Origin of the sequence: Flavonifractor sp. An10 (assembly GCF_002161215.1) — a bacterium.
Classification (GTDB): domain Bacteria; phylum Bacillota; class Clostridia; order Oscillospirales; family Oscillospiraceae; genus Flavonifractor; species Flavonifractor avistercoris.
The window spans coordinates 160,655-181,960 of the sequence record NZ_NFMB01000005.1; the positions used below are offsets into that span (position 1 = coordinate 160,655).

Here is a 21,306-nt window from a genome sequence, read left to right on the forward strand (position 1 = left end):
GGGCGGGTTTCAACCCGCCCCTGCCACCATCATGACACAGGACGGTGAACAATCTTGGACTGGTATCCGCTATTCAACTCCCTGCGCATCGCCGCCGTGTCCACGGTGATCATCTTCTTCCTGGGGATTGCGGCGGCCTACTATGTGGCCAAGCTGCCCCGGCTGGTGAAGGGGGTGCTGGACGTGGTGCTCACCCTCCCCCTGGTGCTGCCCCCCACGGTGGTGGGCTATTTCCTGCTGCGGCTGCTGGGCCCCAAGCGGGTGCTGGGCCTGTGGTTTCTGGAGACCTTCGACCTGCGGCTGACCATGGTGTGGTACGCCGCTATCTTCGCCTCGGCGGTGGTGGCCTTCCCCCTCATGTACCGCACCGCCCGGGGGGCCTTTGAGTCCTTCGACCCCACCCTGGCCTACGCCGCCCAGACTCTGGGCCGCTCCAACACCTGGATTTTCTGGCGGGTGCGCATGCCCTGCTGCAAGCAGGGCATCATCGCCGGCACGGTGCTGGCCTTTGCCCGGGCCCTGGGCGAGTACGGCGCCACCTCCATGATCGCCGGGTACACCCCCGGCAAGACCGCCACCATCTCCACCACGGTGTACCAGCTCTGGCGCACCGGCGACGACGCCGGGGCCATGAGATGGGTGCTGGTGAACCTGGCCATCTCGGCGGTGGTGCTGCTGACCGTCAACATGCTGGAGAAGAAAGACCGCCGGCCCCGCCGCCGCGCGGCCCCGGTCACCGGGGAGGTGGGGGAATGAGGCTGTCGGTGGACATCCACAAGGACTTCGGCCCCTTCCGCCTGGACGCGGCCTTTGAGACCGACAGCGGCGCCGTCACCGGCGTGCTGGGGGCCTCGGGCTGCGGCAAGAGCGTCACCCTCCGCTGCATCGCCGGCATTGAGACCCCCGACGAGGGCCATATCGAGCTGGACGGGGAGGTGCTCTTTGACTCCGCCGCCCGCATCAACCTGTCCCCCCAGAGGCGGCGGGTGGGGTATCTGTTTCAGAACTACGCCCTGTTCCCCAACATGACGGTGGAGCAGAACATCGCCGCCGGGGTGCGGGACAGGGCCGGAAGGAAGGAGACGGCGGCGCGGCTGATGCGCGCCTTCTACCTGGAGGGGAACGAGCACAAGTACCCCCGGCAACTCTCCGGCGGGCAGCAGCAGCGGGTGGCCCTGGCCCGCATCCTGGCCAACAAGCCCCGGGCCCTGCTGCTGGACGAGCCCTTCTCCGCCCTGGACAGCTACCTGAAATGGCAGGTGGAGCTGGAGCTGCTGGATCTGCTGGGCAGATTTGAGGGCCCCGTGCTCTTCGTCACCCACAGCCGGGACGAGGTGCGCCGCCTGTGCAGCCAGGTGTGCGTGCTGGATCAGGGCCGCTCCCAGCCCATGCAGCCGGTGGCGGAGCTCTTTGAGGCCCCCCGTACCCTGTCCGCCTGCCTGCTCTCCGGGTGCAAGAACGTGTCCCGGGCCCGCCCCCTGCCCGGCGGGCGGGTGGAGGCCCTGGACTGGGGGATGACCCTGGAGCCGGGGGTTCCCCTACCCCCCAACCTGAGCCACGTGGGCATCCGGGCCCACTTCCTCCGGCCGGTGGACGGCCCCGGCCCCAACCGCCTGCCCTGCACCGTGGAGCGGGTGGTGGACGAGATGTTCTCCACCGTGGCCATGATGACCACACCAGGCGGGGGGCAGGGCTTCTCCCGGCTCCGCATCGAGCTGGACAAGGCCGCCTGGGCCGCCCTGGGCGACCCCAAAGAGCTGTGGGTGGAGCTGCCACGGGAGCATCTGCTGCTGCTGACCGGCGGCTGACCGCCCGTCATTCTGGAAAAAGGATGGTAACCCCATGAAGCTGATAGACACCAAGGACGCGGTGGGCCATGTGCTCTGCCACGACCTGACCCAGATCATCCCCGGCGTCACCAAGGACGCCCGGTTCCGCAAGGGCCACATTGTCGCCCCCGAGGACATCCCCGTGCTGCTGAGCATGGGCAAGGAGCACCTGTACGTGTGGGAAAAGACGCCGGGTATGCTCCATGAGGACGAGGCCGCCGAGCGCCTGCGGGCGCTGTGCCAGAACGAGCATATGCACCCCACGCCGGTGAAGGAGGGGAAGATCGAGCTCATCGCCGACTGCGACGGCCTGTTCCGGGTGGACGTGGAGCGGCTCAACGCCCTCAACGACGTGGAGGAGCTGATGATCGCCACCCGCCACACCAACACCGCCGTCCGCAGGGGGGACAAGCTGGCGGGCACCCGCATCATCCCCCTGGTGATCCAAGAGGAGGTGCTCCAGGCCGCCGAGGAGCGGGCGGGGAAGGAGCCCCTGCTCTCCCTCACCCCCTGGAAGCTGAAGACCTGCGGCCTGATCACCACCGGCAGCGAGGTGGCCAAGGGACTGATCCAGGACGCCTTCACCCCGGTGATTGTGGACAAGCTGGCCGCCTGCGGCATCACCGTCACGGAGCACTGCCTGCCCGGCGACGACCGGGCGGCCATCACCGCCGCCGCCCTGGATTTCCACGCCAAGGGGGTGGATCTGGTGCTGTGCACCGGCGGCATGAGCGTGGATCCCGATGACCGCACCCCCGGCGCCATCCGGGACACCGGGGCGGAGATCATCTCCTACGGCGCGCCGGTGCTGCCCGGGGCCATGTTCCTGCTGGCCTACTTCGCCGACGGCACCCCCATTCTGGGCCTGCCCGGCTGCGTCATGTACGCCAAGGCCACCGTCTTTGATCTGGTGCTCCCCCGCATCGCCGCCGGGGTGCCCATCTCCCGCCGGGAGCTGAAGGCCCTGGGCCACGGCGGCCTCTGCCTGGGCTGCCCCGAGTGCCGCTACCCCGTCTGCCCCTTTGGGAAATAGGCCCGCAGGCACCGGCAGCATGACGGTCGGGCGTGGAAACAAAATCTGATGCCCTCCTCCCCTCCAATCCGGGTTACTGACCAAAAAATCAGTATTGCCGTTGTACGCCGACGGGGATATACTGTTGGATCGTATGGAAAAACCCGGAGACGAGGGAAAGAGGGAGTGGTTTCATGCCGGCCTTGGTAAACGATCTGACCAGCGGCAGCGTCACACGAAAGCTGGTGCGGTATGCCCTGCCGTTGATGGCCTCCAGCCTGCTCCAGGCCACCTACAGCATCACCGACATCATCGTGGCCGGCCATTTTATCGGGGACGTGGGCATCACCGCCATCAACAACGGCAGCGTGGTCATGAATATGCTGACCCAGGTGGCCATCGGCCTGACCGTGGGCGGCAACATCCTGGTGGGCCAGTATTTCGGCTCCGGCGACCAGGAAAACCGCCGGAAGGCCGCCGGAAACCTGCTGACGCTGAGCCTGCTGCTGGGCCTGCTCTTCGCCGCGCTGGTAGTCCTGCTGGGCCGGCCCCTGCTCATACTGCTCCAGTCCCCCACCCTGGACGAGGCCACCGGCTATCTGACCATCTGCGGCGCGGGCCTCCTCTTTATCTTCCTTTACAACGCCCTGTCCGCCATTCTGCGGGGCGTGGGCAACTCCCGCATCCCCCTGTACTGCATCATCGCCTCGGTAAGCCTCAACGTGGTGCTGGACATCCTCTTCGTGGCGGTGTTCCGCTGGGGTGTGTCCGGGGCTGCCCTGGCCACCGTGCTGGGACAGGCGGTGTCCTGCCTGACCGCCCTGGTCTTCTGTCTCTGCCACCGGGCGGATCTGGGCCTGCTGCCCCGCTTCCTCCGCCCGGAGGGGGGCATGATCAAGCGCATCCTGAAGCTGGGCTTTCCCACCGCCCTCCAGTGGACGATCGCCTCTATCTCCTGGCTGGTGGTGCTGGCCCTGATCAACCAGCACGGCGTCACCATCTCGGCGGCCAACGGCGTGTCCAACAAGATCCGTGACTTCTGTCAGCTCTTTATCTCCGCCCTCACCACCGGCGGCGGCACCATGTGCGCCCAGTGCCTGGGAGCCCGCCTCTTCGACCGGGCGGAGCAGGTGATGAAGACCTGCCTGAAGCTGGCCCTGGCCCTGGCGGCGGTGATCATTGTGGTGGCCGAGCTCTTCGCCCCTCAGTTCTCCATGATCTTCACCCCCGACCCGGAGGTGCAGCGCTGGGCGGTGATCAACCTGCGCATCGAGATCATCTGCCAGCTGTTCTATGCCGCCATGTTCGCCTACAACACCCTGGCCACCGGCTCGGGCCACACGGTGTTTGTCATGTGGAACTCCTTCCTCAACTGCATCGTGGTGCGGCTGATCCTGGCGGTGATCCTGAACCACTTCTTCGGCATCTACGGGGTCTATGTGGCCTGCGGCATCGCGGTGTCCAGCTCGGTGCCGGTGTGTGTGTGGTTCTACCGCTCCAAGCGCTGGATGACCATGAAACATATCCGATAAGAAAAGAGGTCACGCTGTGTATTCCACAGCGTGACCTTTTTATGCTTCTGACTTCCGCCCCCGGCGGGCCAGCCAGGTCAGGGCCGCCCCCGCCGCCGCCAGGCTGAGCCACTGGGAGGTGGACAGGGGCCCCAGGAAGCCCCGGGCCGGATCCCCCCGGAAAAACTCCAGTGCAAAGCGCACCGGCGCGTAGAGGAGCAGGTAGGCCGCCAGGCTCTTCCCCGGCGGAGCCGCCCGGCGGCTGTACCGGAGCAGGAGGAGGAAGATCACCCCCTCCGCCCCCGCCTCCCACAGCTGCACCGGGAAGCGGACGCCGCCGGGGCCCACCGCCCCGGCGGGGACGGGGATCCCCCAGGGGGGATCCAGCTCCACACCGTAGCAGCAGCCGGTGAAGAAGCACCCCACCCGGCCCAGGGCGTGCATCAGGGGCACCGCCGGCACCAGTACGGGGCAGAAGGCCCCGAAGTCCGCCCGGAAATACCGGGCGGCCAGCCAAGCCCCGGCGATGCCGCCGAAGAGGCCGCCGTAGAACACCAGCCCGCCGGACAGCCACCGGGCGGCAAAGGCGGCGGGGCTCTCCCACAGCAGGGGGAGCTCCGCCGCCAGCTGGGGCAGCCGGGGCAGCAGGTAGAGCAGCTTGGCCCCCGCCACAGCCCCTATGGCCCCGAACACGTAGAGATAGGCGCAGTCGTCCCTCGACAGCCCGAAGGACGGGCACCGCGCCAGGGCGCACACCAGCCCCAGGCAGGCCCCCAGCACGCCCAGCAGGCCGTAGAGTGGCACCCCCCGGCCCAGCAGCTCAAGCAGGGGCATTACAGAAACATGCCGATGCCCACAAAGGCGGTGGTGCAGGCGACGCAGGCCAGCAGGAACAGGCCGCCCAGGACGATGGCTACCACAGAGAGCACGAAGCCCGCCAGGCGGAGGCCGTCGTCATAGCCCATGGCCTTGGATCTGGATGCGTAGTACAGGCCCGCCACGCCCACCAGCAGGCCCACCAGGCTGTTGACAAACAGGCTGGCCACCAGGCCCACAATGCCCAGCACCAGGGAAATAATGGCCTCATTCCGGCCGGGAATATTCTGGTTGTACATGGAACTCTCCCCTCTCTCCCGGCTCCTGTCGAACCGGGGCGAATCTGTCTCCAGTATACCCGCCGGGGGCCGCCGGTGTCAAGGTGTTTTACAGGTGGAAGCGCCGCCGAACCTCCTCCCGCAGGGAGGGCACCCGGCGGATGATGATCAGGGGGATCACCATGCCCACGCACACCACCAGCACCACCAGAGACCAGCCCGGCGCCCAGGTGTGGAACAGCCAGCGGTCTACCAGCAGCTCCACCCCCAGCAGGAAGATCCCCACGCTGCCGATGAGGATGGTGAGGGTGGTGATGGGGGAGCGGTGATAGACCAGCAGCACCAGCCCCAGCACAAGCAGCACCGCGCCCCCCCACAGGATCAGCGGCGCGGCCAGGCCCAGGAACCAGGTGCGCCCGTCCAGATCCACCGAGATCAGGTAGACGTACAGGAGCACCGCCCCGATGCCCACCGCCAGCCGGAGAAGCAGGTGCATCCCCCGGGCCAGCAGGGGCGGCACCAGCCACAGCCACAGCATGGCCGCCGCCCCGATGACGTACAGCGACCAGGCCCGCCCGGCGTGGAGGAACAGGTTGAGCACACCGCAGCACACCGCCACCGAGGCCAGCATGGCGGTGATCAGCAGGCCCACCTCCACCTTGGATACAGGGGCCACCTCCCCCCGCCGGGTGGGAAAGGGCTTGGGCGAATCGGTATCCACCGGCTGGCGGGGATCCGCCACCGGCGTATGGCACAGGGGGCAGAAGGACGCGGTGGGATCCAGCTCCACCCCGCAGTGGACACAGTAGGACATGGGCGTTGCCTCCTTTCGGTTATCAGGTGCGGTTGCTCTCCACCCTGACATGGATGCCCTCCCGCACCAGGAAGCGGAAAAACTCCCGCTCGGTGTCGGACTCCTGCCCCGTGCCGGCAAAGGTGATCTCCATGGTGTCGCCGTAGCTGATGGAGGCGCAGTTGGGCCGCGGGGTGGTGTTCTGCCCCAGGATGACCTCCATGCGCACAATATGGGGGGCCATCTCCTCCGGCACCGGGAAGGGGCCGGGGTTGGTATAGGTGCCCGAGTAGGGCAGCACCCCCGCCAGCTTGTAGCCCAGGGCCATCACCGGGTTTTTCAGGACAATGGGCACCAGCTGGAGCAGCCGGTTGCGGGTGAAGCGGACATTGCCCGCCAGCTCGGCCTGCATCTGCTGCCGGTTGATGCGCAGGCGCAGGTAGTGGTGCACCTGGGAGAGCACCTCCTCAAAGGTGTAGCTGCCCAGGGACGGGTCGATGGCGGGCCGGGCGGTGAGGATGAAGTTGCGCAGGCTCTCGGTGGGGAACCAGGGCCGCAGGTTGATGGGGATGGCCAGGGCCACCGGCCGCTCCCGCCGGGGGGCCTCCCGGTGCTGTTTGTCCAGCAGCACCTTGAGCAGCACCGCCGTCAGGTACTCGGTGATAGACACGCCGTACCCCTTGGCCTTCTCCCTGAGGGCGGACACGGAGCAGAAGCCCATGGTGACGTTGAGGGTATAGAAGGGCTCCGCCGTGCCGTTGTTCTGGTAGGCCTTCTCCCCCCGCTTTTCCCGCCGGGGGCGGACGGTGGCATAGCGGCCGTAGGCGTCCTCCCGCTCCTCCTTCCGGGGCGGCTCCTCCACGTCCAGGATGCCGTGGGTGTTGGGGATGTCATGCCCCAGCTCCCGCAGGTACACCGCCAGCAGGGTCTTGAAGAACACCAGGGCGCCGCCGCCGTCGCTGACGGCGTGGAATACCTCCAGGGAGATGCGCCGGTCGTAGACGTAGAACCGCACCAGCCAGCCGTTGTCCTCCCGGAAGCGCACCGGCTGGCAGGGGTTGGAGATGTCCTCCTTCACGAAGGGGCCGGGGGCCGGGTTCGGCTCAAAGTAATACCAGAAGGCCCCCTTCCGGATGCGCACGCCGAAGGAGGGGAAGCGGGGCATGGTCTTGTCCACCGCCCGCTGGAGGGCCGCCCGATCCACCTTCTCCGCCATCACCGCCGAAAACCGGTAGATGGCGGAGTACTTCTCCTTCTGCAGGGCGGAATAGAGCACCGCCGCGTTGTCCAGGGGATACCACTCCCCCGCCGCCTTGGCCATCTGCTGCCCCCCTCTCTGCAATCTGGTTTTCATAATTATATCACACTCTCTCGGTCGCCACAAGGGGAAACGCCCCGGAGGGGCGTGGGGACGGAAAAGTATGCTGTGGGCCGTTTGTGTTATAAAATTCTATATAAGTGCCAACTCTTCCATGAACTGGCGCTCGGAGTAATATTAGGCCCGATAAATCTCCTCACGTTCCATGGAAGCAAAAAAGGATTCTTCCACAGCATTGTCGTGAGGACGGGCGGACTTTGAAAAAGATTGGACAACTTTATCAATATTATTGAAGACCCAGATGGGGATAAGAAAGTCCTCTTTTCTCCGGCGTCTTTTTGTAGTTCGAAAACCCCCGGCTATGCCGGGAGGTCTATTATGCCTGCGACAAAAAAGACGGCATTCACCCGCTCCCATGCTCCTCCTTTCCAACCGCGACTCGCTGCGCTGGGCTCGCGATTGGTGAGCCGCCCTGTGGGCGACCTTCTCCGTTATTAAGAGAATATAGATTTTAACCATCCCTTGGATCCGTTGCAAAATGTGGTTTTCCGGGCCCAAGCAGAAAATTGACGCATGAAAAAGTTGCTAAGAACTGTCAAACTAGCGGTTTCTTAGTAACTTTTCCTTTGGCCTGTGTTTTTGCAATTCCATGCTCAGGGCGGCAGAGTCGTCCTTCCGCCAAGGTTTTGGCCTTTGGCCGAAACGCTTGTACTGTGCAAAGGTGCCGCCGGCCAGAAGGCCGGATTCGCCTGCCTGAAAATATCTAGACTGATCTGGCCTTTCACAAGCCGGCGGAAATCGGATGATCTCCGCCGGTTTCGTTACTTTTTATGGAAGTCAAAACCTCCGGCTAAGCCGGAGGCTTGAGTAGGCCCTATAAGGGCCTGATACGGACGAAGCCCCTTAAGGGGCCCCGAAAGGTTTGCCGACTGCATTTCTTTCTCGGGCTACCCCTTAAGGGGTTCCTTTTATGCCTTCCTGTTCTCGCGACCCGTAAACGGGTCAACAAACTCTTTCAGGCCTATCTGGTCTGCTATTTGATCCGATGCCAGTTGGTTTCGGATATACTCTGCTATTTGCTTTTTATTCCGTCCCACTGTATCCACATAATATCCTCTGGCCCAAAAGTGCCGATTTCCATACTTATACTTCAAATTTGCATGCCGATCAAATATCATCAGACTACTTTTCCCTTTCAAATACCCCATAATCTGTGATACGCTGTACTTGGGTGGGATACTTATCAACATATGTATATGGTCTGGGCACGCTCTGGCTTCTATAATCTCTATGCCCTTTTGCTGACACAGTTTTCTTAATATTACTCCTATATCTTGTTTTATCTGACTATATATCTCCATCCTTCGATATTTGGGTGCAAATACGATGTGATATTGACACCTCCAACTTGTATGCTCTAAACTACTTATGTCTTTGTCTTTCACGATGAAGACCTCCCTGTTATCGTAGTTGTGTGGTCGGCAAACCACTTCTACCTTATCAGGGAGTTTTTTCTTTTTCTACTTTTCTCCTCGCTATAAGCTATTTTTTACCCCCGGCATAGCCGGGGGTTGCCTTTGGCGCCACCAACCGGAAAGTGACGGAGAGGATATTCATCCTCTCCGTCACTTTCTGCTGCTCTGTGTTACAGCACCTGCGCCATGAAATTCCCCATCTTTTCGGCGGCCTTCTCCTGCATCCGCCGGTTGGTGTGGGTGTAGGTGCGCAGGGTGAACCCGGCATCGTAGTGTCCCAGCATGGCGGACACCGTTTTTACATCCACACCGCTCTGGAGCGCCACCGTGGCAAAAGTGTGGCGCAGATCGTGAAATCTGACATACTCCAGCCCGGCATCCTTCAAGATCTTCTTGTGGAGGTTCACGATGGAGTCAGGGTGGTACATACCACCGGTCTTGGGAGATGGAAACAGATAGGGGCTCTCCGGGTGCCACTGGTGCTCCTGCACCAGCAGCTCCACCGCCTCCCGTGGGATGGAGATCTCCCGGACGGAGTTGGAGGTCTTGGGCTGGCAGATGGCCAGCTCTCCCTGGGGATTCCGCCCCACCTGCTTGCTCACCGAGATGGTTCCGTGCTCCACGTCCAGGTCGGTCCAGAGGAGAGCGGCCAGCTCGCCCTTCCGGATGCCGCTGACCAGCTCCAGGTAGAACAGGGCCAGCACGCCCCGGCGCTCCGCCGCCTCCAGATAGGCCCTCATATCCTCCGGTTTCAGGATTCTCATCTCCTGCCGCTGGAGCTTGGGTACAATGCAGTCCTCAGCCGGGTTGTGGAGGAGCAGTCTCTCCTTCACCGCCCGGTCCAGGGCACTGTGGAGCATGGTGTGGACGCCCCGGATGGTGGAACTGCTCAGGCCAGGGTGTTTGGTCTTCTGCGCGGCTCTGCGGCGGCCGTTCTGCTGCAGCTCCCGGTAAAGGTTCTGAATCTGCCGGGTGGTCAGCTGGTTGAGCTTGACCTCCCCGATGTAGGGGATCGTGTGCAGCTCAATACCCCGCCGGTAATACTCCGCCGTAGAAAATCGCAGGTTGGGTTTAGCGTAGACCTCAAACCACAGCCTCAGCCACTCCGCCACCGTGTATTTCCCTGCCCTGGTTATGTCCAGACTGCTGGCTTCCTCTATGCCGGAGGAAAGAGGTTTCTCTTTGTTTTGCGGCGCAAATTTTACGTTCTTAGTCCGCAACGTCGGTCAAAAGGCCGAAACCGGCTGGGAACACTGGATTTCCCAAAACCACCGACCACCTGAAACCGCCGACCGAGGTGAAAGGGTGCACCTTCTTTTATCCTAGTACGAAAATCGAACGCCTCCAAAGGGCCCGAAACGGGGCCCCCGGAGGCGTTCTTCCTTGTTGTGGAGAGATGTGAAATTTTATAGCTATCTCCTGGTTCAACGTCCCTTTTTCCGCATGCGGCGCAGCACGCAGAAGATAACAGCCAACAGCAGCAGGCAGCCTATTCCGACGATAATCCAGACAAAGAGACTGCCGGGCTGCTCGGTCACGCAGAAGGTGATCTCCCCGGTCTGACTGGTGAGCAGCAGATATTGCCCGTCAATCTCAAAATCCGCCTGAGACCAGCCGTTCTCGTCCTTTACCCACAGCGCCCAGCGCTTGCCGGAGTCCGGCAGGCGGTAGTGGACTGTGTAGGACACCTGCTCCAGATCCGGGTCGTCCACTGTGACGGTATAGGCGGTGCCGGTGTGGGGCTGGCCCCGGTCATCGCTCCAGGTCACGTCCTCCGTGGTGTGGGCGACCTCCGCCCGGCTGCTGAAGCTGCCGTCCACCAGGATTTCTGGAAGTTCTCCTCCATCGGTCAGGGCCGAGGAATATGGCGTGTACTCCGCCTCCAGGGTCTGGCTGGCGGTCAGATGGGTATAGTCCAGCTCCGGCCAGGACGCGGAATATCCTTTTTTCGCGGGGATCTCCGGCAGGGATTCGATCCCCTCCCCGTACTGGAAGGGAACCACGGCCACGGTGACGCCGTCGGCCACAAAGGTCAGCTCCAGCCGGGAAAACAGCTCGGGCACCCCCTCCGTGCTGCACAGTGCATCGAAATTCACCGGCTCCGCCTTCCCGGCGTAGCTGATGCCGTCCAGCGCGCCCAGGCTCTCGCTGGTAAAGGTATTGCCGGAGATGGCGCCGCCGCTGTCCACGTCTCCCGCCACGGCGCCCAGATAGGCGGAGCCCTCGTCGACGGTCACCAGGGTGTGGCAGTTTACCAGGGTGGCCCCCAGCCCGGCCACGCCGCCCACATAGTCTCCGCCGGACAGGCGGCACTTGCTCCAGCTGTCCCGGATGCTGCCCCAGGAGGCCCCGGCGATGCCGCCTACATAGTCGCCGTCACTGCTGGAGACAGCGCCGTAATTCTCGCAGTTTCCGACCCGTCCCAGATCCATCAGGCCCACAATGCCGCCGGCATAGTCCTGCTTGCCGGTGATCTCTCCCGTATTGATGCAGGAGGCGACCACGGCCTTGGTCTGATACCGGAAGTCCAGAGAGCGGTCGCCCTCCTGGATCAGGTCGTCCTCCGGATCAAAGTCGTACTCGATAGCCATGGAGCCCACGATCCCGGCCACATTGATATCCCCCTCCACAGTCCCGTCGTTCCGGGCGTCGGACAGATACCCCGTATCTGTGGTCTCAGGCGCTTCGTCTGACACATCCTCAAACCGATCCTCAACCTCCTCGCCGGAACCGGCCAGAATATCCCGGAGCAGATCGGTGATCACGCCGAACTGTTCATTGATGGCGTCCAGATCGTCCAGCAGGATGTCCGTGCTGTTGGACACGGAATCCCGCAGGACGTCCCCGTCCTCCAGCAGGCCTGAGAAGATGTCTCCCAGGGCATCCCCCTGCTCCTGGATCTCGCTGCTGATGGGGTGAATGGTGATGGTGGGCATCTCGGACAGCTGGTACAGTACATCACAGAGATCCTCGCTGAGCTCTGAGGCCAGGGCGGCCAGCTCCTCCATGGTATCTCCGGCGTTCCGCAATTCGTCCATGGCGTCTCCGGCCTGCTCCAGCAGCTCCCACAGCAGGCGGACGGCGTCCTCTCCGCTGTCCACACTGCGCGTCAATGCCCGCAGCGCGGAGGCCAGACTATCCCCGGCGGCCCGGGCCTCCCGGTGGGCGGCCTCCAGCTCCTCAGTATCCACAGAGGGCAATACCAGCTTCGCCGCGGCCGCCCCGATCTCCCGGGCGGCCGTCTTTGCCTGTTCCAGGCTGGCATAGATGGCAGTCAGCTCGGCCCGGAGCGCCTCGGCGGCATGCTGAGCCGCCTCTGTTCCGGCCAGTGCCGCGAGGGCGCCCTCCACCTCCGCGGCGGCCTGCTCTGCGGCGGCAATGGCATTATTCAGCTCATCCAGCGCTGTTTGCAGATTCTCCCCGGCTTCAGTGTCTCCCAAATGTTTTAGGATGTCGTCCACTTCCGCCTGCGCGGCCGCAAGCTGCTGGGACGCCGTCCGTAAGCTCTCATAGGCGGTGGTCAAATCCGGCTCCCCGCCAGGGCCGGCATCCGCCAGCGCCTTGGCCAGCTCCGCGCCGGCCTCCCCAAATGCCTGACCGGCGGCCAGAAGGTTCCCGGCGGCGGCTTGCAGGCGCGCCAGTGTGTCCAGATCGGCCGTTCCGGGGCGGATCACCTGGGCAAGCGCGGCGCTGACCTCCTGCAGGTAGCCGGGAAGCGCCCCACAGGCGGCCTGAAATGCCTCCAGCTTTTCCAGGAACGCATCCCACTCCGGCGTCCCCCGAAGCTCGCCATCCGCCTCCTGAACGATTTGCCGCATCCGCCCAAGGCAGCCGGCAATATCTGAGAGGGCTGCGGACACTTCGGTAACTGCCGCCTGAATTTCCGACAGGGCGGTCTCCGTGTCCGGCTTTCCCAGTACATTGCGCAGATGGGCCAGGGCCGTTTTGAGGTGCTCCACGGCGTCCCGGCCGCGCCGGGCGGCGGAGCCCAGCTCTCCCATGGCATCCTCCATCTGCTCTGCCGCATCGGGTGCCAGGTCGCCGGCCTCCCGGGCCTCGTCCAACACATCATTCATCTGGCCGGCCAGCTCCTCCATCAGATCCATCGCGTCTGCGGCGTCGTTCAGGATGGGAGTCAGCTCGTCCATGAGCCAGGAGATCCGGGCGGACGCATCGTTGATCGCGTCGATGTTTTCATTGGCCCAGTCTGTGGCGGAGTCCATCAGATTACTCATGGCCTCCTGGGCCTCCCCAGCTCGGTCGGAAATGGCCTGCATCCGCTCCGAGAGTTCATCGGAGGTGCCGCGTACATCATCGCTGGTCTGGTCGATCAGGCCCCGCAGCACATCCAATTCGTCCAGCAGGTCGCCCACCTGCCCCTCGTTGTAGAGGAGCCGCACCTCCGGCACCAGCTGCCCGGCGATACCGCCCACATCCTTCCGGCCCAGAATCGTCCCGGAATTGGTGCAGCCGTTCAGATAGCCGGACTGCCGCCCCACGATGCCGCCGATGTTATACCCCACATGGGCGTACCCCACCGCCCCGGTGTTGACGCAGCCCTGCAGGATGCCGGAGGAAAACCCGGTGATGCCGCCGATGTCCGTACACACGGGCACATTCTCCGCGGCGTTGAGCTGCTCCTGATTCCAATTGTCCAGGTTCAGCTCCGCGTCCACCTCCGTGGTGTTGATGCTGCCGCTGTTCTCACACTGGATGATGGAGCCATAGTTCTGTCCGGCGATGCCGCCCACATAGTGCTCCCCGGTGACAGAGCCGGAGAAGGTGCAGTTGATAATCTGCCCCTGGGCCTCGTTGATACCCGCGATCCCGCCGATGCTGTCCGCCCCGCTGACCGACCCGGAAAACGAGCAGTTTGTGATGGTGCCCTGGTTCTCTCCTACCAGACCGCCCAGGGTGTTCTTGCGGTCAGTGGGGGCAATGGTGCCCGAGACGTGGAGGTCCCGCACGGCGCCGGTGGGCTGTATGTATCGGAACAGGCCCCGCACATTGCCGCTGCCGGTGAGAGACAGCCCGGAGATGGTGTGGCCCTGCCCCTCAAAGGTCCCGCCGAAGGTGGGGATTGGGGTGAAGTCCGCGCCGGTCAGGTCGATGTCCGCCTCCAGATAAACGGTCTTTCCCCGGGACCAGCTGTCCAGGGTGCAGTTTTGGGAAAGCTCCGCCAGATCCTCCGCCGTGCGCAGATGGATGGCAGCGGGGTCCTCCGCCGCCAGGGCGGCGGGGGCTATGAGGGAAAGGAGCAGAACCGCCGCTAAAAGGAGGCTCAGGAGCTTACTGATTTTCCGTTTCATCTGCGTTTGGAACCTCCTTGGTCTGATAGCTTCCGGTCTCCAGCATGCCGGAGACGTCGCCGTAGATCACGCCCTGGATGTGGGCGTCCACCACGCCGGACACCCGGCCCCGCACCCGGCCGTTCACATAGACGGTGCCGCTGGCGCTGCGGCTGACCTCCGGAACCTTGATATTGAACCGGGTCTTTTCCACGATCCTGTCTCCCAGATACAGGATCTGGGGCAGGATGAACATGACCAGGAACATGGAGATGAGCGTCCCCCGGCACAGGCACTCGCCGATGCCCACGATGGCGGGCTCTGTGGTGATCCGGGCGATGAGGAACCCGGCGGCGGACAGAATGCTCCCCGAGGTAAGCACCGTGGGGAAGGACAGGTTCAGCGCCTGGACGATGGCCTCCCGCCGGGGCATGGTTTCCTTCAGTTCGTTGTACCAGGAGGAGATGACGATGGCATAGTCGATGTTGGCCCCCATCTGGATGGAGGTCACCACCAGATAGCTCATAAAGAAAATGGGCTGCTGGGTCACGCCGGGGAAGGAGAAATTGATCCAGATACTGCCCTGGATCACCAGGATCAGCAGGATGGGCAGGCCCACGGACTGGAAGGTGAAGAGCAGCACGATGATGACAAAGACCACCGACAGTACGCTGATCATCACATTGTCTCTGGCAAAGGAAGTGGACAGATCATAGTCGCTGGTGGAGTCCCCCACCAGATAGACATGGTCGGCGTCATAGTATCGCTCCGCCTCCTGGTGGATGGTCTGGAGGAAGGCGAAGGTCTCCGCTCCCTCCTCCGGCAGGTCCAGGCTGACCAGCATCCGGGTGTAGTGCTCCCCCAGCAGCTGCGCCCGGGCGTCGGACAGCTGCGCATAGAGGTCGTCCAGATCTGCCTGCTGCTCCTCGTCCAGGCTCACATACCCCTCCTCTACCTTGTCGTAGGCAAAGAAGAACATGTCCATCAGCGGCACCGCATAGTCGTCCACGCCGCCCACGATCCGGCCGTATTCCTCATTTTCCGCCCCATAGGCGGCATAAACAAGGCACACCAGCTCGTAGTCCATGTCCGTCATCTCGGCAAACTGCCGGGGCTTGAGCGCATCCGTGAGCATATAGCCGTCCATGACCTCCACGTTGGACAATCCCATGGCGTAGTCCACCTGGTCGTAGGTCTCCAGCCGGTCCAGCAGGGCCTTCTCGCTGGCATAGTCCCCTTTCGGCACGATCAGCGCCATGACGTTCTGGGTGCCGAAGGTCTCGTTGACCTTCTCCTCGGCGATCTGTGTCTCGTTCTGCCGGGCGGTCTCGATCTGGCTGTAGCCGTAGACATAGGGACATTGGCTGGACAGCAGAAAGCCTGCCACAATGGCCACCGCGAACAGGGGCACCCCAACATAGCGCAGTTTCAGGGCAAACCTGCCCCAGCGGTCGATCTTGGGGATAAAGCTGCGGTGCTGGGTCCTGGCCATGGCCTTGGAGAAGAGCATGAGCAGGCCCGGCATCAGGGTAAAGACCGAGAGCATGCTGAGCAGAATGGCCTTGATGAGTATGATACCCATGTCAAAGCCGATGCGGAACTGCATGAACATCATGGCCGCCAGGCCCGAGATGGTGGTGAGGCTGCTGGCGGAGATGGAGGGGATGGCGGCGCTCACCGCCGCGATGCAGGCCTCCCGGTCACCGGCGTGCTCCCGCTCCTCCAGGAAGCGGTGGAGCATGATGATGGCGTAGTCGATGGCCAGGGCCAGCTGCAGCACCACCGTCACCGAGTTGGACACGAAGGAGATCTCCCCGAAGATAAAATTGGTGCCCAGGTTCAGCACCGCCGCCGCGATAAAGGTGAGCAGCAGCACCGGGATCTCCGCGTAGGAACGGGAGGTGAGCAGCAGCACCAGCACGATGATCACCGCCGCCACCGCCAGAATGACGCCCATCTCGCTGGCCAGGGAGTCCGCCTGGGAGCTGCCCACGGTGCTGTCGATGTAGTAGTCATAGGGCTCCAGCAGCTCCCGGATGGCAGACAGAGCATCCAGGCTGATCTCGTCGGTCTCCTCCCCGTCAAAGGTCACGGAGATCAGGGCGTCCGCCCCCTTGAAGTACTCTGCGATGTCCTCCGGCGTCTCCGGCTCGCTGTCCTCCGTGTCCGCTCCAACGGCACTGCTCCCAAAGGCGGCGGAGGTGACGCCCTCGATCTGCTCCATCTGCTCCGCCAGCTCCTCCGCCAGGCCGTAGGTCACATGGGAGACCATGACCCTGGCGGTGCCGAAGGTGGTAAACTCCTCCTCCATGAGGGTCAGCCCCTGGCGGGTCTCCGTGGTATCCGGCAGGTACTCCGTGATGTCGTTGCACACGCTGACCCAGTTCCGGGAGAACAGGCAGAAGACCAAGGCGCAGGCATAGAGGAAAAAGATCAGGTTCCGCTTGTCCACGATGACCGTGGCCAGCTTTTCAAAAAAGGATGGCTTTTCCGCTTCTCTGCTCACAGGCTCGACTCCTCCTGGGGTTCCCGGCGGATCAGCGTGCCATCCCACTGCATCCGGGCGGATTTTGAGGTGGATGTGCCCCGCAGCCTCCCCGCGTACAGGCTCAGCACGGTTTCACAGGGGATGGTGCTTACCACCGTCTGGATGGGATGGAAGAGGTGCAGCGTCCCGTCCGCCGCCTGCACGCCCTGCACCGTGTTGACATAGCCCACCAGATCCAGCGAGCCGGTGATGTAGCTTCCCTGATAGCTGAGGGCCAGAACGCCCTCCCGTGGGCCCATCTGGCTCTGTATGGTGACTCGATACCGCTCCGTCATGGTTCCGCGCTCCTTTCCGTTTGCTTTTTCCAGCATAGAAAATCCACCGGGGGAAAACAAGATGCAGATCGGGGCCGCATGTCAGATTTCTGACACCTGACCCTGATCTGCATCTATGCCGCTTTGCGGAAGCTGTGCTAAAATAGAGGAAACGTCTGAACGGAAGGGCGTGTGAAACTCGGAATGAAGAAACGGACGTACGAGGCCAGTGAGGCGGCCAAGCGGGAGATCTGCGCGGCATTGAAAGCGTTGATGGCGCAAAAGCCTCTGAACAAGATCACCGTCGCGGAGATCATGCAGTCCTGCGGCATGGCCCGGCAGCATTTTTACTATCACTTTGAGGACATCTACGATGCCGTGCGCTGGATGTTCGACCAGGAGGCCGTGGCGCTGCTGCGGGAGCACGAGGGGGTCATGCTGTGGCAGGACGGCCTGCTCCAGCTGTTCCAGTACCTCCAGGAGAACTGGTCGGTCTGCCTGTGCGCCCTGCACTCCCTGAGCCGGGAGCATCTGAAGAGCTTTTTTCAGACGGATATTCACGCCATCATCCAGAGCACAATCCGGAGGATCGTCATGGAACTGGACTGCCAGGCATCCGACCATGAGGTGGAGCTTCTGACGCGGTTTTATGTAGGGGCGCTGGTAAGCATGATCGAGGATTGGCTGCTGGGCGACATCCGGGAAACCCCTGAAGAACTGCTTCAATTTGTCGATCAGCTCCTGAAGGATCATGTCCGCGGCGCGGCCCTGCGGATGGCGGAAACGCGCCCGGCCGCGGAGCAGACTTGTAAGGAGGAGTCGTAACATGAAGATGCCGATTATCGCTCTGGGCCGCCAGTTTGGAAGCGGCGGCCGGGAGATTGGGAAACAGCTGGCAGAGAGACTGAACGTCAGGTGCTATGACCGGGAACTGATTACACTGGCGGCCCAGAAGGCGGAAGTGCGGGAGGAACTGTTCGCGGGCAAGGAAGAAAAGGCCCCGAATCCCTGGCTGTTTACCGGCGTCTATGAGGGCGGACACCAGGTGCGGAAGGGGCAGCCGGCGGAGGACATCCTGTTTGAGATGCAGAGCCAGGTGATTCTGGAACTGGCTCAGATGGGGCCCTGCATTATTGTGGGACGGTGTGCTGATGCCGTCCTCCGCGCCGCCGGCATCCCGGTAATCAGCCTGTTCATCTGCGCACCCTTTGAGGATCGAGTCAGGCGCCGGATGGAGATCGAGAGCATCGGGCAGAAAGAAGCGGAGGATACCGTCCGGAAACTGGATAAGCGGCGCAAGAAATACTATGACACCTATACCGGCCGAAATTGGGGCGCGCCGGAGAACTACGATTTCTGCATCAACAGCTCTGTGAGGGGAATGGAGGGAACGGCGGAACAGATTGTTGCCTGGGCCGGGGGCGCCTGGTGACACGGCTGGTCTCGCCTCTTTTTAATTTTATATGAGGACTCCGGAAGCCGATAAGGTAGAATAAGCTTCGCAAATTGAAATAATCATTGGAAAGCGGTAGTTGTAAATCCTGGTATGACAGGAAACACCTACTATCGCTTTGAGAAGACTGGTTCGACTGCCACAGACGTACGTGTGCAGTATGACAACGGCACGGGTCCCGTCATGGAGGACTACTTTGAGCCCAAACTGGTTGGCGATGTTTACAAAAACTATATCGTTTCCATCTATGGCGGCGAGAACGGTACAGATGGCATCATAGCCGGTGTGGATGAGAAGCATTACCAGATTCTTACCGGTGAGGGTGTGCTGACCGTCCGCGCGGTGGAGAACGACCAGGCCACCGCTGTCAAGCCGGAGCAGGATTCCCCCACTACTGCGGCTGAGGGTTCCGCCGTGGCGGTTGCCCCCGCCGATACCGTGTACACCCTGAATGATACCGGTGTTGTGCTCCCGTCGGGTCACAGCGTATCTCTGCTGTTTGATGAGATCATTACCTCTGATGGCATTGACCGTATGACTCCGTTGGAGGAAAAAGTCGACGAATTCCTGAACGGTGCGGATGAGATCCGCCGGTACGAGATCAAGTATCTGGATCTGGTGGACGCCAACAACGGCAACGCCTGGGTCAAGTCCAGCAAGGGTGTGGATATCTACTGGGGGTATCCGGAGGGCACGGACTCCAGCACCCAGTTCACCCTGCTGCACTTCTCCGGCCTGCACCGGGACGGCGCACAGTCCGGCTTTGACGTGGACGACATTGATGCCGTCACGCCGGAAAAGGTTGACATTATTGTAAAAATAGAGGCCGGGAGCCCCTGGGGCGTGGCATAACGGGCCGCTCAGATCTCCGGCGCGGACGACAGGCGGGCCGCCCGCTTTGCGCGGCTGCGGTCATAGGCTTTGCCGCTGGGCCGCACCCGGGTCACCGGCGAGAGGCCGTGCCAGCCGCCCCGCCGGGCGGCATGGTATGCCCGCTGGGCCCGCTTGCTCTGCTTGTTCAGCGGTACAGGCTGCTTCATGGGTTTTCATCCTCCTGAAATATAACAGTTTCCTTACATCTTCCCGGATGCTCTTGCCTTTTTCCCCGGCATCCGGTATCCTGAGAGTCCCGATCGTCAGCACGGGAGAATGGAGGCGGTTTTCATGCGGCAAAAGACTTTCCCGGTGATCGACCCTGCGGCCACCGGGGCGAACATCGTCCGCCTGCGCAGGGCGCAGGGCCTGTCCGTCCGGGATCTCCAGGCATACTTCGGCTTTGAGGAGCCCCAGGCCATCTACAAGTGGCAGAAGGGGAAGAGCCTTCCCTCCGTCGACAATCTGTACGCGCTGGGCGCCCTACTGGAGGTGCCCATGGAGGAGATCCTGGTCTCCACGGATTCAAAATGGAATGAACTGGTTTGTGAGCAGCAGGCAGATGCCTGCTGCTCCGGACTGTCTATAAGCCCTCCAGCCAAAGGATTCGGAGGGAAGGATAGTGTGAAAGGGAACCGTCAGGGTTCCCTTTCACGTTGGATCAAACAACTTTTTGAAACTTTTTTGAAGTTTCAAAAAGTTCTGCAGCGTGTCGAAAAGACTTTTTCGACACGCTGCAGCAGCAGGCAGATGCCTGCTGCTCTCCGCATTTTTGGGGGGTGATCTGTCCAGCGGCCGCGGATACGGCAGGAGCTTGCGGCTCCCGCAGGCCATTTTCCGCTCCGCGCCCCGGCCATCCCCCGGGGGGAGTGCCGGGGCCGCGTTGCGTCATTTGCCCCGAAGGGCTGCGTTTGTCATCGGCCCATCCTTCCCGGATGGGCCGGGGATGGAGATGTGAGTGCGGCAGGGCGGGGGGTGGAGCAGTGTCACAGCGCAGGGTGCCGCCGCGCGGGGCGCTGAGGAAGCCGGTGAGGGCCTTCTCCGGTGTCAGAGACCGGAACTGCTGTATAAGCGCGGAATCTGCGCAGTCGTCAAATGTGCAGCGCTATGGTTCGTCTGCACCTGAACCGGCCTGGGCGGAGCCGCGCCCCTGCCGCATCCGCGGCCGCTGGAGCCGGGGGCTAAGGGCGGTCAGTCCGCCTCCCCGGTAAAGGCGCCGAAGGCCTCCGCAAAGGTGTCGTTTACGTCGAAGGGGGCGGCGTAGTCCACCTGGGTGGTGACCAGGGCGGCATCCAGCGCGGAGGACACGGCGTCGGCCTTCCGGCTCAGCTCCGCGCACATCTTCCGGATCCGGTTCCGGTCGAAGTTGATGGTGGTGACCCGCTTCACATCGCAGCGGTAGGACACCTGGTTGCCCTCGTTGTTGAAGCAGTAGCCGGTGCCGCCGTTGGGAATCACCACCTCCGAGCTGCGCAGCCCCGCCATCCGGCGCAGCAGGCGGGCGGCATCCTGCCGCCTGGCGTTCAGGCTCACCTCGCCGTCCAGCCCCGCCGGCAGATCCAGCCCCGCCTTGGCCCGGCAGACGGCCGCAGTCAGCCGCTCCCGCTCCCGCAGCAGGTAGAGCAGGAATTCCGCCACAGAGGTGATCTGCCCGCTGTACTCGGTGCTGGGCGCCTCCTCGGTGGTCTCGTCCTCGAACTGCTTCATGACCTTTTTCCGCAGATAGGTGGTCTGCACCCGGGTGATGTTGGCCTCATCGCCCAGGATGGACTGGGCCTCCTCCATCAGGGACTGCAGCTTGTTCTGGAACCGGAACGCCTCTTTCAGATTCATCTCGTGCCCTCCTTGTCTGTCCTGC

19 protein-coding genes are annotated in these 21,306 nt (G+C 62.8%); 8 read left to right on the forward strand and 11 right to left on the reverse strand.

The features are described 5' to 3' along the window. Positions 1-54: 54 nt before the first annotated feature. The 4 genes from modB (at position 55) to B5E42_RS10485 (ending at position 4,373) form a co-directional block, all read left to right on the forward strand. Positions 55-756: a molybdate ABC transporter permease subunit gene (gene modB / locus B5E42_RS10470; RefSeq protein WP_087239386.1), complete on the forward strand. Its 702-nt coding sequence runs from the start codon at positions 55-57 to the stop codon at positions 754-756. Then, on the forward strand, positions 753-1,808 hold the full coding sequence (locus tag B5E42_RS10475) for an ATP-binding cassette domain-containing protein (RefSeq protein WP_087239388.1): 1,056 nt from the start codon (positions 753-755) through the stop codon (positions 1,806-1,808). The genes modB and B5E42_RS10475 overlap by 4 nt, the downstream gene beginning before the upstream one ends. Before the next feature lie 34 nt (positions 1,809-1,842). Beyond that, complete coding sequence (locus tag B5E42_RS10480) at positions 1,843-2,862, forward strand: molybdopterin-binding protein (RefSeq protein ID WP_087239390.1); 1,020 nt, start codon at positions 1,843-1,845, stop codon at positions 2,860-2,862. A 173-nt stretch (positions 2,863-3,035) separates the two neighbouring features. After that, positions 3,036-4,373: an MATE family efflux transporter gene (locus B5E42_RS10485; protein WP_087239392.1), complete on the forward strand. Its 1,338-nt coding sequence runs from the start codon at positions 3,036-3,038 to the stop codon at positions 4,371-4,373. Between the two features lie 39 nt (positions 4,374-4,412). Here B5E42_RS10485 and B5E42_RS10490 read toward each other — a convergent pair whose 3' ends face one another. The 9 genes from B5E42_RS10490 to B5E42_RS10530 all read right to left on the reverse strand — a co-directional run bounded on the left by B5E42_RS10490 (position 4,413) and on the right by B5E42_RS10530 (position 17,179). Next, on the reverse strand, positions 4,413-5,186 hold the full coding sequence (locus B5E42_RS10490; RefSeq protein WP_087239394.1) for a prolipoprotein diacylglyceryl transferase family protein: 774 nt from the start codon (positions 5,184-5,186) through the stop codon (positions 4,413-4,415). Next, entirely contained in the window at positions 5,186-5,467 is a 282-nt protein-coding gene (locus tag B5E42_RS10495; RefSeq protein ID WP_087239396.1) for a hypothetical protein, read from the reverse strand. Before B5E42_RS10495 ends, B5E42_RS10490 begins: the two co-directional genes overlap by 1 nt. An 88-nt stretch (positions 5,468-5,555) precedes the next feature. Further along, entirely contained in the window at positions 5,556-6,260 is a 705-nt protein-coding gene (locus tag B5E42_RS10500) for a zinc ribbon domain-containing protein (RefSeq protein ID WP_087239398.1), read from the reverse strand. 22 nt (positions 6,261-6,282) lie between these two features. Continuing rightward, positions 6,283-7,593 carry a hypothetical protein gene (locus B5E42_RS10505; RefSeq protein ID WP_242967099.1) on the reverse strand — a complete coding sequence of 437 codons (1,311 nt, stop codon included), beginning with the start codon at positions 7,591-7,593 and terminating at the stop codon, positions 6,283-6,285. Positions 7,594-8,525: 932 nt separating this feature from the next. Further along, positions 8,526-9,002, reverse strand: a complete 477-nt coding sequence (gene tnpA, locus B5E42_RS10510) for an IS200/IS605 family transposase (RefSeq protein ID WP_204244376.1) — start codon at positions 9,000-9,002, stop codon at positions 8,526-8,528. A 200-nt stretch (positions 9,003-9,202) separates the two neighbouring features. Beyond that, complete coding sequence (locus B5E42_RS10515) at positions 9,203-10,144, reverse strand: site-specific integrase (RefSeq protein WP_242967100.1); 942 nt, start codon at positions 10,142-10,144, stop codon at positions 9,203-9,205. A 312-nt stretch (positions 10,145-10,456) separates the two neighbouring features. Continuing rightward, positions 10,457-14,341 (reverse strand): GLUG motif-containing protein, encoded by a 3,885-nt coding sequence (locus B5E42_RS10520; RefSeq protein ID WP_087239402.1) that lies wholly within the window; start codon positions 14,339-14,341, stop codon positions 10,457-10,459. Then, complete coding sequence (locus B5E42_RS10525; protein WP_087239404.1) at positions 14,322-16,826, reverse strand: MMPL family transporter; 2,505 nt, start codon at positions 16,824-16,826, stop codon at positions 14,322-14,324. Before B5E42_RS10525 ends, B5E42_RS10520 begins: the two co-directional genes overlap by 20 nt. After that, on the reverse strand, positions 16,823-17,179 hold the full coding sequence (locus B5E42_RS10530) for a hypothetical protein (protein ID WP_087239405.1): 357 nt from the start codon (positions 17,177-17,179) through the stop codon (positions 16,823-16,825). The genes B5E42_RS10525 and B5E42_RS10530 overlap by 4 nt, the downstream gene beginning before the upstream one ends. Positions 17,180-17,326: 147 nt before the next feature. Between B5E42_RS10530 and B5E42_RS10535 the strand changes: the two genes are divergently transcribed. The 3 genes from B5E42_RS10535 to B5E42_RS10545 all read left to right on the forward strand — a co-directional run bounded on the left by B5E42_RS10535 (position 17,327) and on the right by B5E42_RS10545 (position 19,427). Continuing rightward, the gene (locus B5E42_RS10535) at positions 17,327-17,947 is read left to right on the forward strand and encodes a TetR/AcrR family transcriptional regulator (protein ID WP_087239407.1); all 621 of its coding nucleotides are present in this window, start codon (positions 17,327-17,329) and stop codon (positions 17,945-17,947) included. Between the two features lies 1 nt (position 17,948). Continuing rightward, positions 17,949-18,554, forward strand: coding sequence for a cytidylate kinase-like family protein (locus B5E42_RS10540; protein WP_242967101.1), 606 nt, complete (start codon positions 17,949-17,951; stop codon positions 18,552-18,554). 114 nt (positions 18,555-18,668) lie between these two features. After that, positions 18,669-19,427: a hypothetical protein gene (locus B5E42_RS10545; protein ID WP_141242518.1), complete on the forward strand. Its 759-nt coding sequence runs from the start codon at positions 18,669-18,671 to the stop codon at positions 19,425-19,427. 8 nt (positions 19,428-19,435) lie between these two features. Here B5E42_RS10545 and B5E42_RS10550 read toward each other — a convergent pair whose 3' ends face one another. Continuing rightward, entirely contained in the window at positions 19,436-19,615 is a 180-nt protein-coding gene (locus B5E42_RS10550) for a hypothetical protein (protein ID WP_087239411.1), read from the reverse strand. A gap of 124 nt (positions 19,616-19,739) precedes the next feature. Here B5E42_RS10550 and B5E42_RS20045 point away from each other — a divergent pair, with 124 nt between their 5' ends. Beyond that, on the forward strand, positions 19,740-20,231 hold the full coding sequence (locus B5E42_RS20045) for a helix-turn-helix transcriptional regulator (protein ID WP_204244404.1): 492 nt from the start codon (positions 19,740-19,742) through the stop codon (positions 20,229-20,231). A 408-nt stretch (positions 20,232-20,639) separates the two neighbouring features. Here B5E42_RS20045 and B5E42_RS10560 read toward each other — a convergent pair whose 3' ends face one another. After that, positions 20,640-21,281 (reverse strand): hypothetical protein, encoded by a 642-nt coding sequence (locus B5E42_RS10560; RefSeq protein ID WP_087239413.1) that lies wholly within the window; start codon positions 21,279-21,281, stop codon positions 20,640-20,642. Positions 21,282-21,306: the final 25 nt, after the last annotated feature.

What these genes read in the sequence shown, in the direction of transcription:
- B5E42_RS10495 (WP_087239396.1), bottom strand. Translation starts at nt 5,467, where the DNA reads ATGTACAACCAGAATATTCCCGGCCGGAATGAGGCCATTATTTCCCTG.
- B5E42_RS10540 (WP_242967101.1), top strand. Translation starts at nt 17,949, where the DNA reads ATGAAGATGCCGATTATCGCTCTGGGCCGCCAGTTTGGAAGCGGCGGC.
- B5E42_RS10560 (WP_087239413.1), bottom strand. Translation starts at nt 21,281, where the DNA reads ATGAATCTGAAAGAGGCGTTCCGGTTCCAGAACAAGCTGCAGTCCCTG.
- B5E42_RS10505 (WP_242967099.1), bottom strand. Translation starts at nt 7,593, where the DNA reads ATGAAAACCAGATTGCAGAGAGGGGGGCAGCAGATGGCCAAGGCGGCG.
- B5E42_RS10550 (WP_087239411.1), bottom strand. Translation starts at nt 19,615, where the DNA reads ATGAAGCAGCCTGTACCGCTGAACAAGCAGAGCAAGCGGGCCCAGCGG.
- B5E42_RS10480 (WP_087239390.1), top strand. Translation starts at nt 1,843, where the DNA reads ATGAAGCTGATAGACACCAAGGACGCGGTGGGCCATGTGCTCTGCCAC.
- B5E42_RS10490 (WP_087239394.1), bottom strand. Translation starts at nt 5,186, where the DNA reads ATGCCCCTGCTTGAGCTGCTGGGCCGGGGGGTGCCACTCTACGGCCTG.
- B5E42_RS10475 (WP_087239388.1), top strand. Translation starts at nt 753, where the DNA reads ATGAGGCTGTCGGTGGACATCCACAAGGACTTCGGCCCCTTCCGCCTG.
- B5E42_RS10485 (WP_087239392.1), top strand. Translation starts at nt 3,036, where the DNA reads ATGCCGGCCTTGGTAAACGATCTGACCAGCGGCAGCGTCACACGAAAG.
- B5E42_RS10530 (WP_087239405.1), bottom strand. Translation starts at nt 17,179, where the DNA reads ATGCTGGAAAAAGCAAACGGAAAGGAGCGCGGAACCATGACGGAGCGG.
- B5E42_RS10535 (WP_087239407.1), top strand. Translation starts at nt 17,327, where the DNA reads ATGAAGAAACGGACGTACGAGGCCAGTGAGGCGGCCAAGCGGGAGATC.
- B5E42_RS20045 (WP_204244404.1), top strand. Translation starts at nt 19,740, where the DNA reads ATGCGGCAAAAGACTTTCCCGGTGATCGACCCTGCGGCCACCGGGGCG.
- B5E42_RS10520 (WP_087239402.1), bottom strand. Translation starts at nt 14,341, where the DNA reads ATGAAACGGAAAATCAGTAAGCTCCTGAGCCTCCTTTTAGCGGCGGTT.
- B5E42_RS10500 (WP_087239398.1), bottom strand. Translation starts at nt 6,260, where the DNA reads ATGTCCTACTGTGTCCACTGCGGGGTGGAGCTGGATCCCACCGCGTCC.
- B5E42_RS10545 (WP_141242518.1), top strand. Translation starts at nt 18,669, where the DNA reads ATGACAGGAAACACCTACTATCGCTTTGAGAAGACTGGTTCGACTGCC.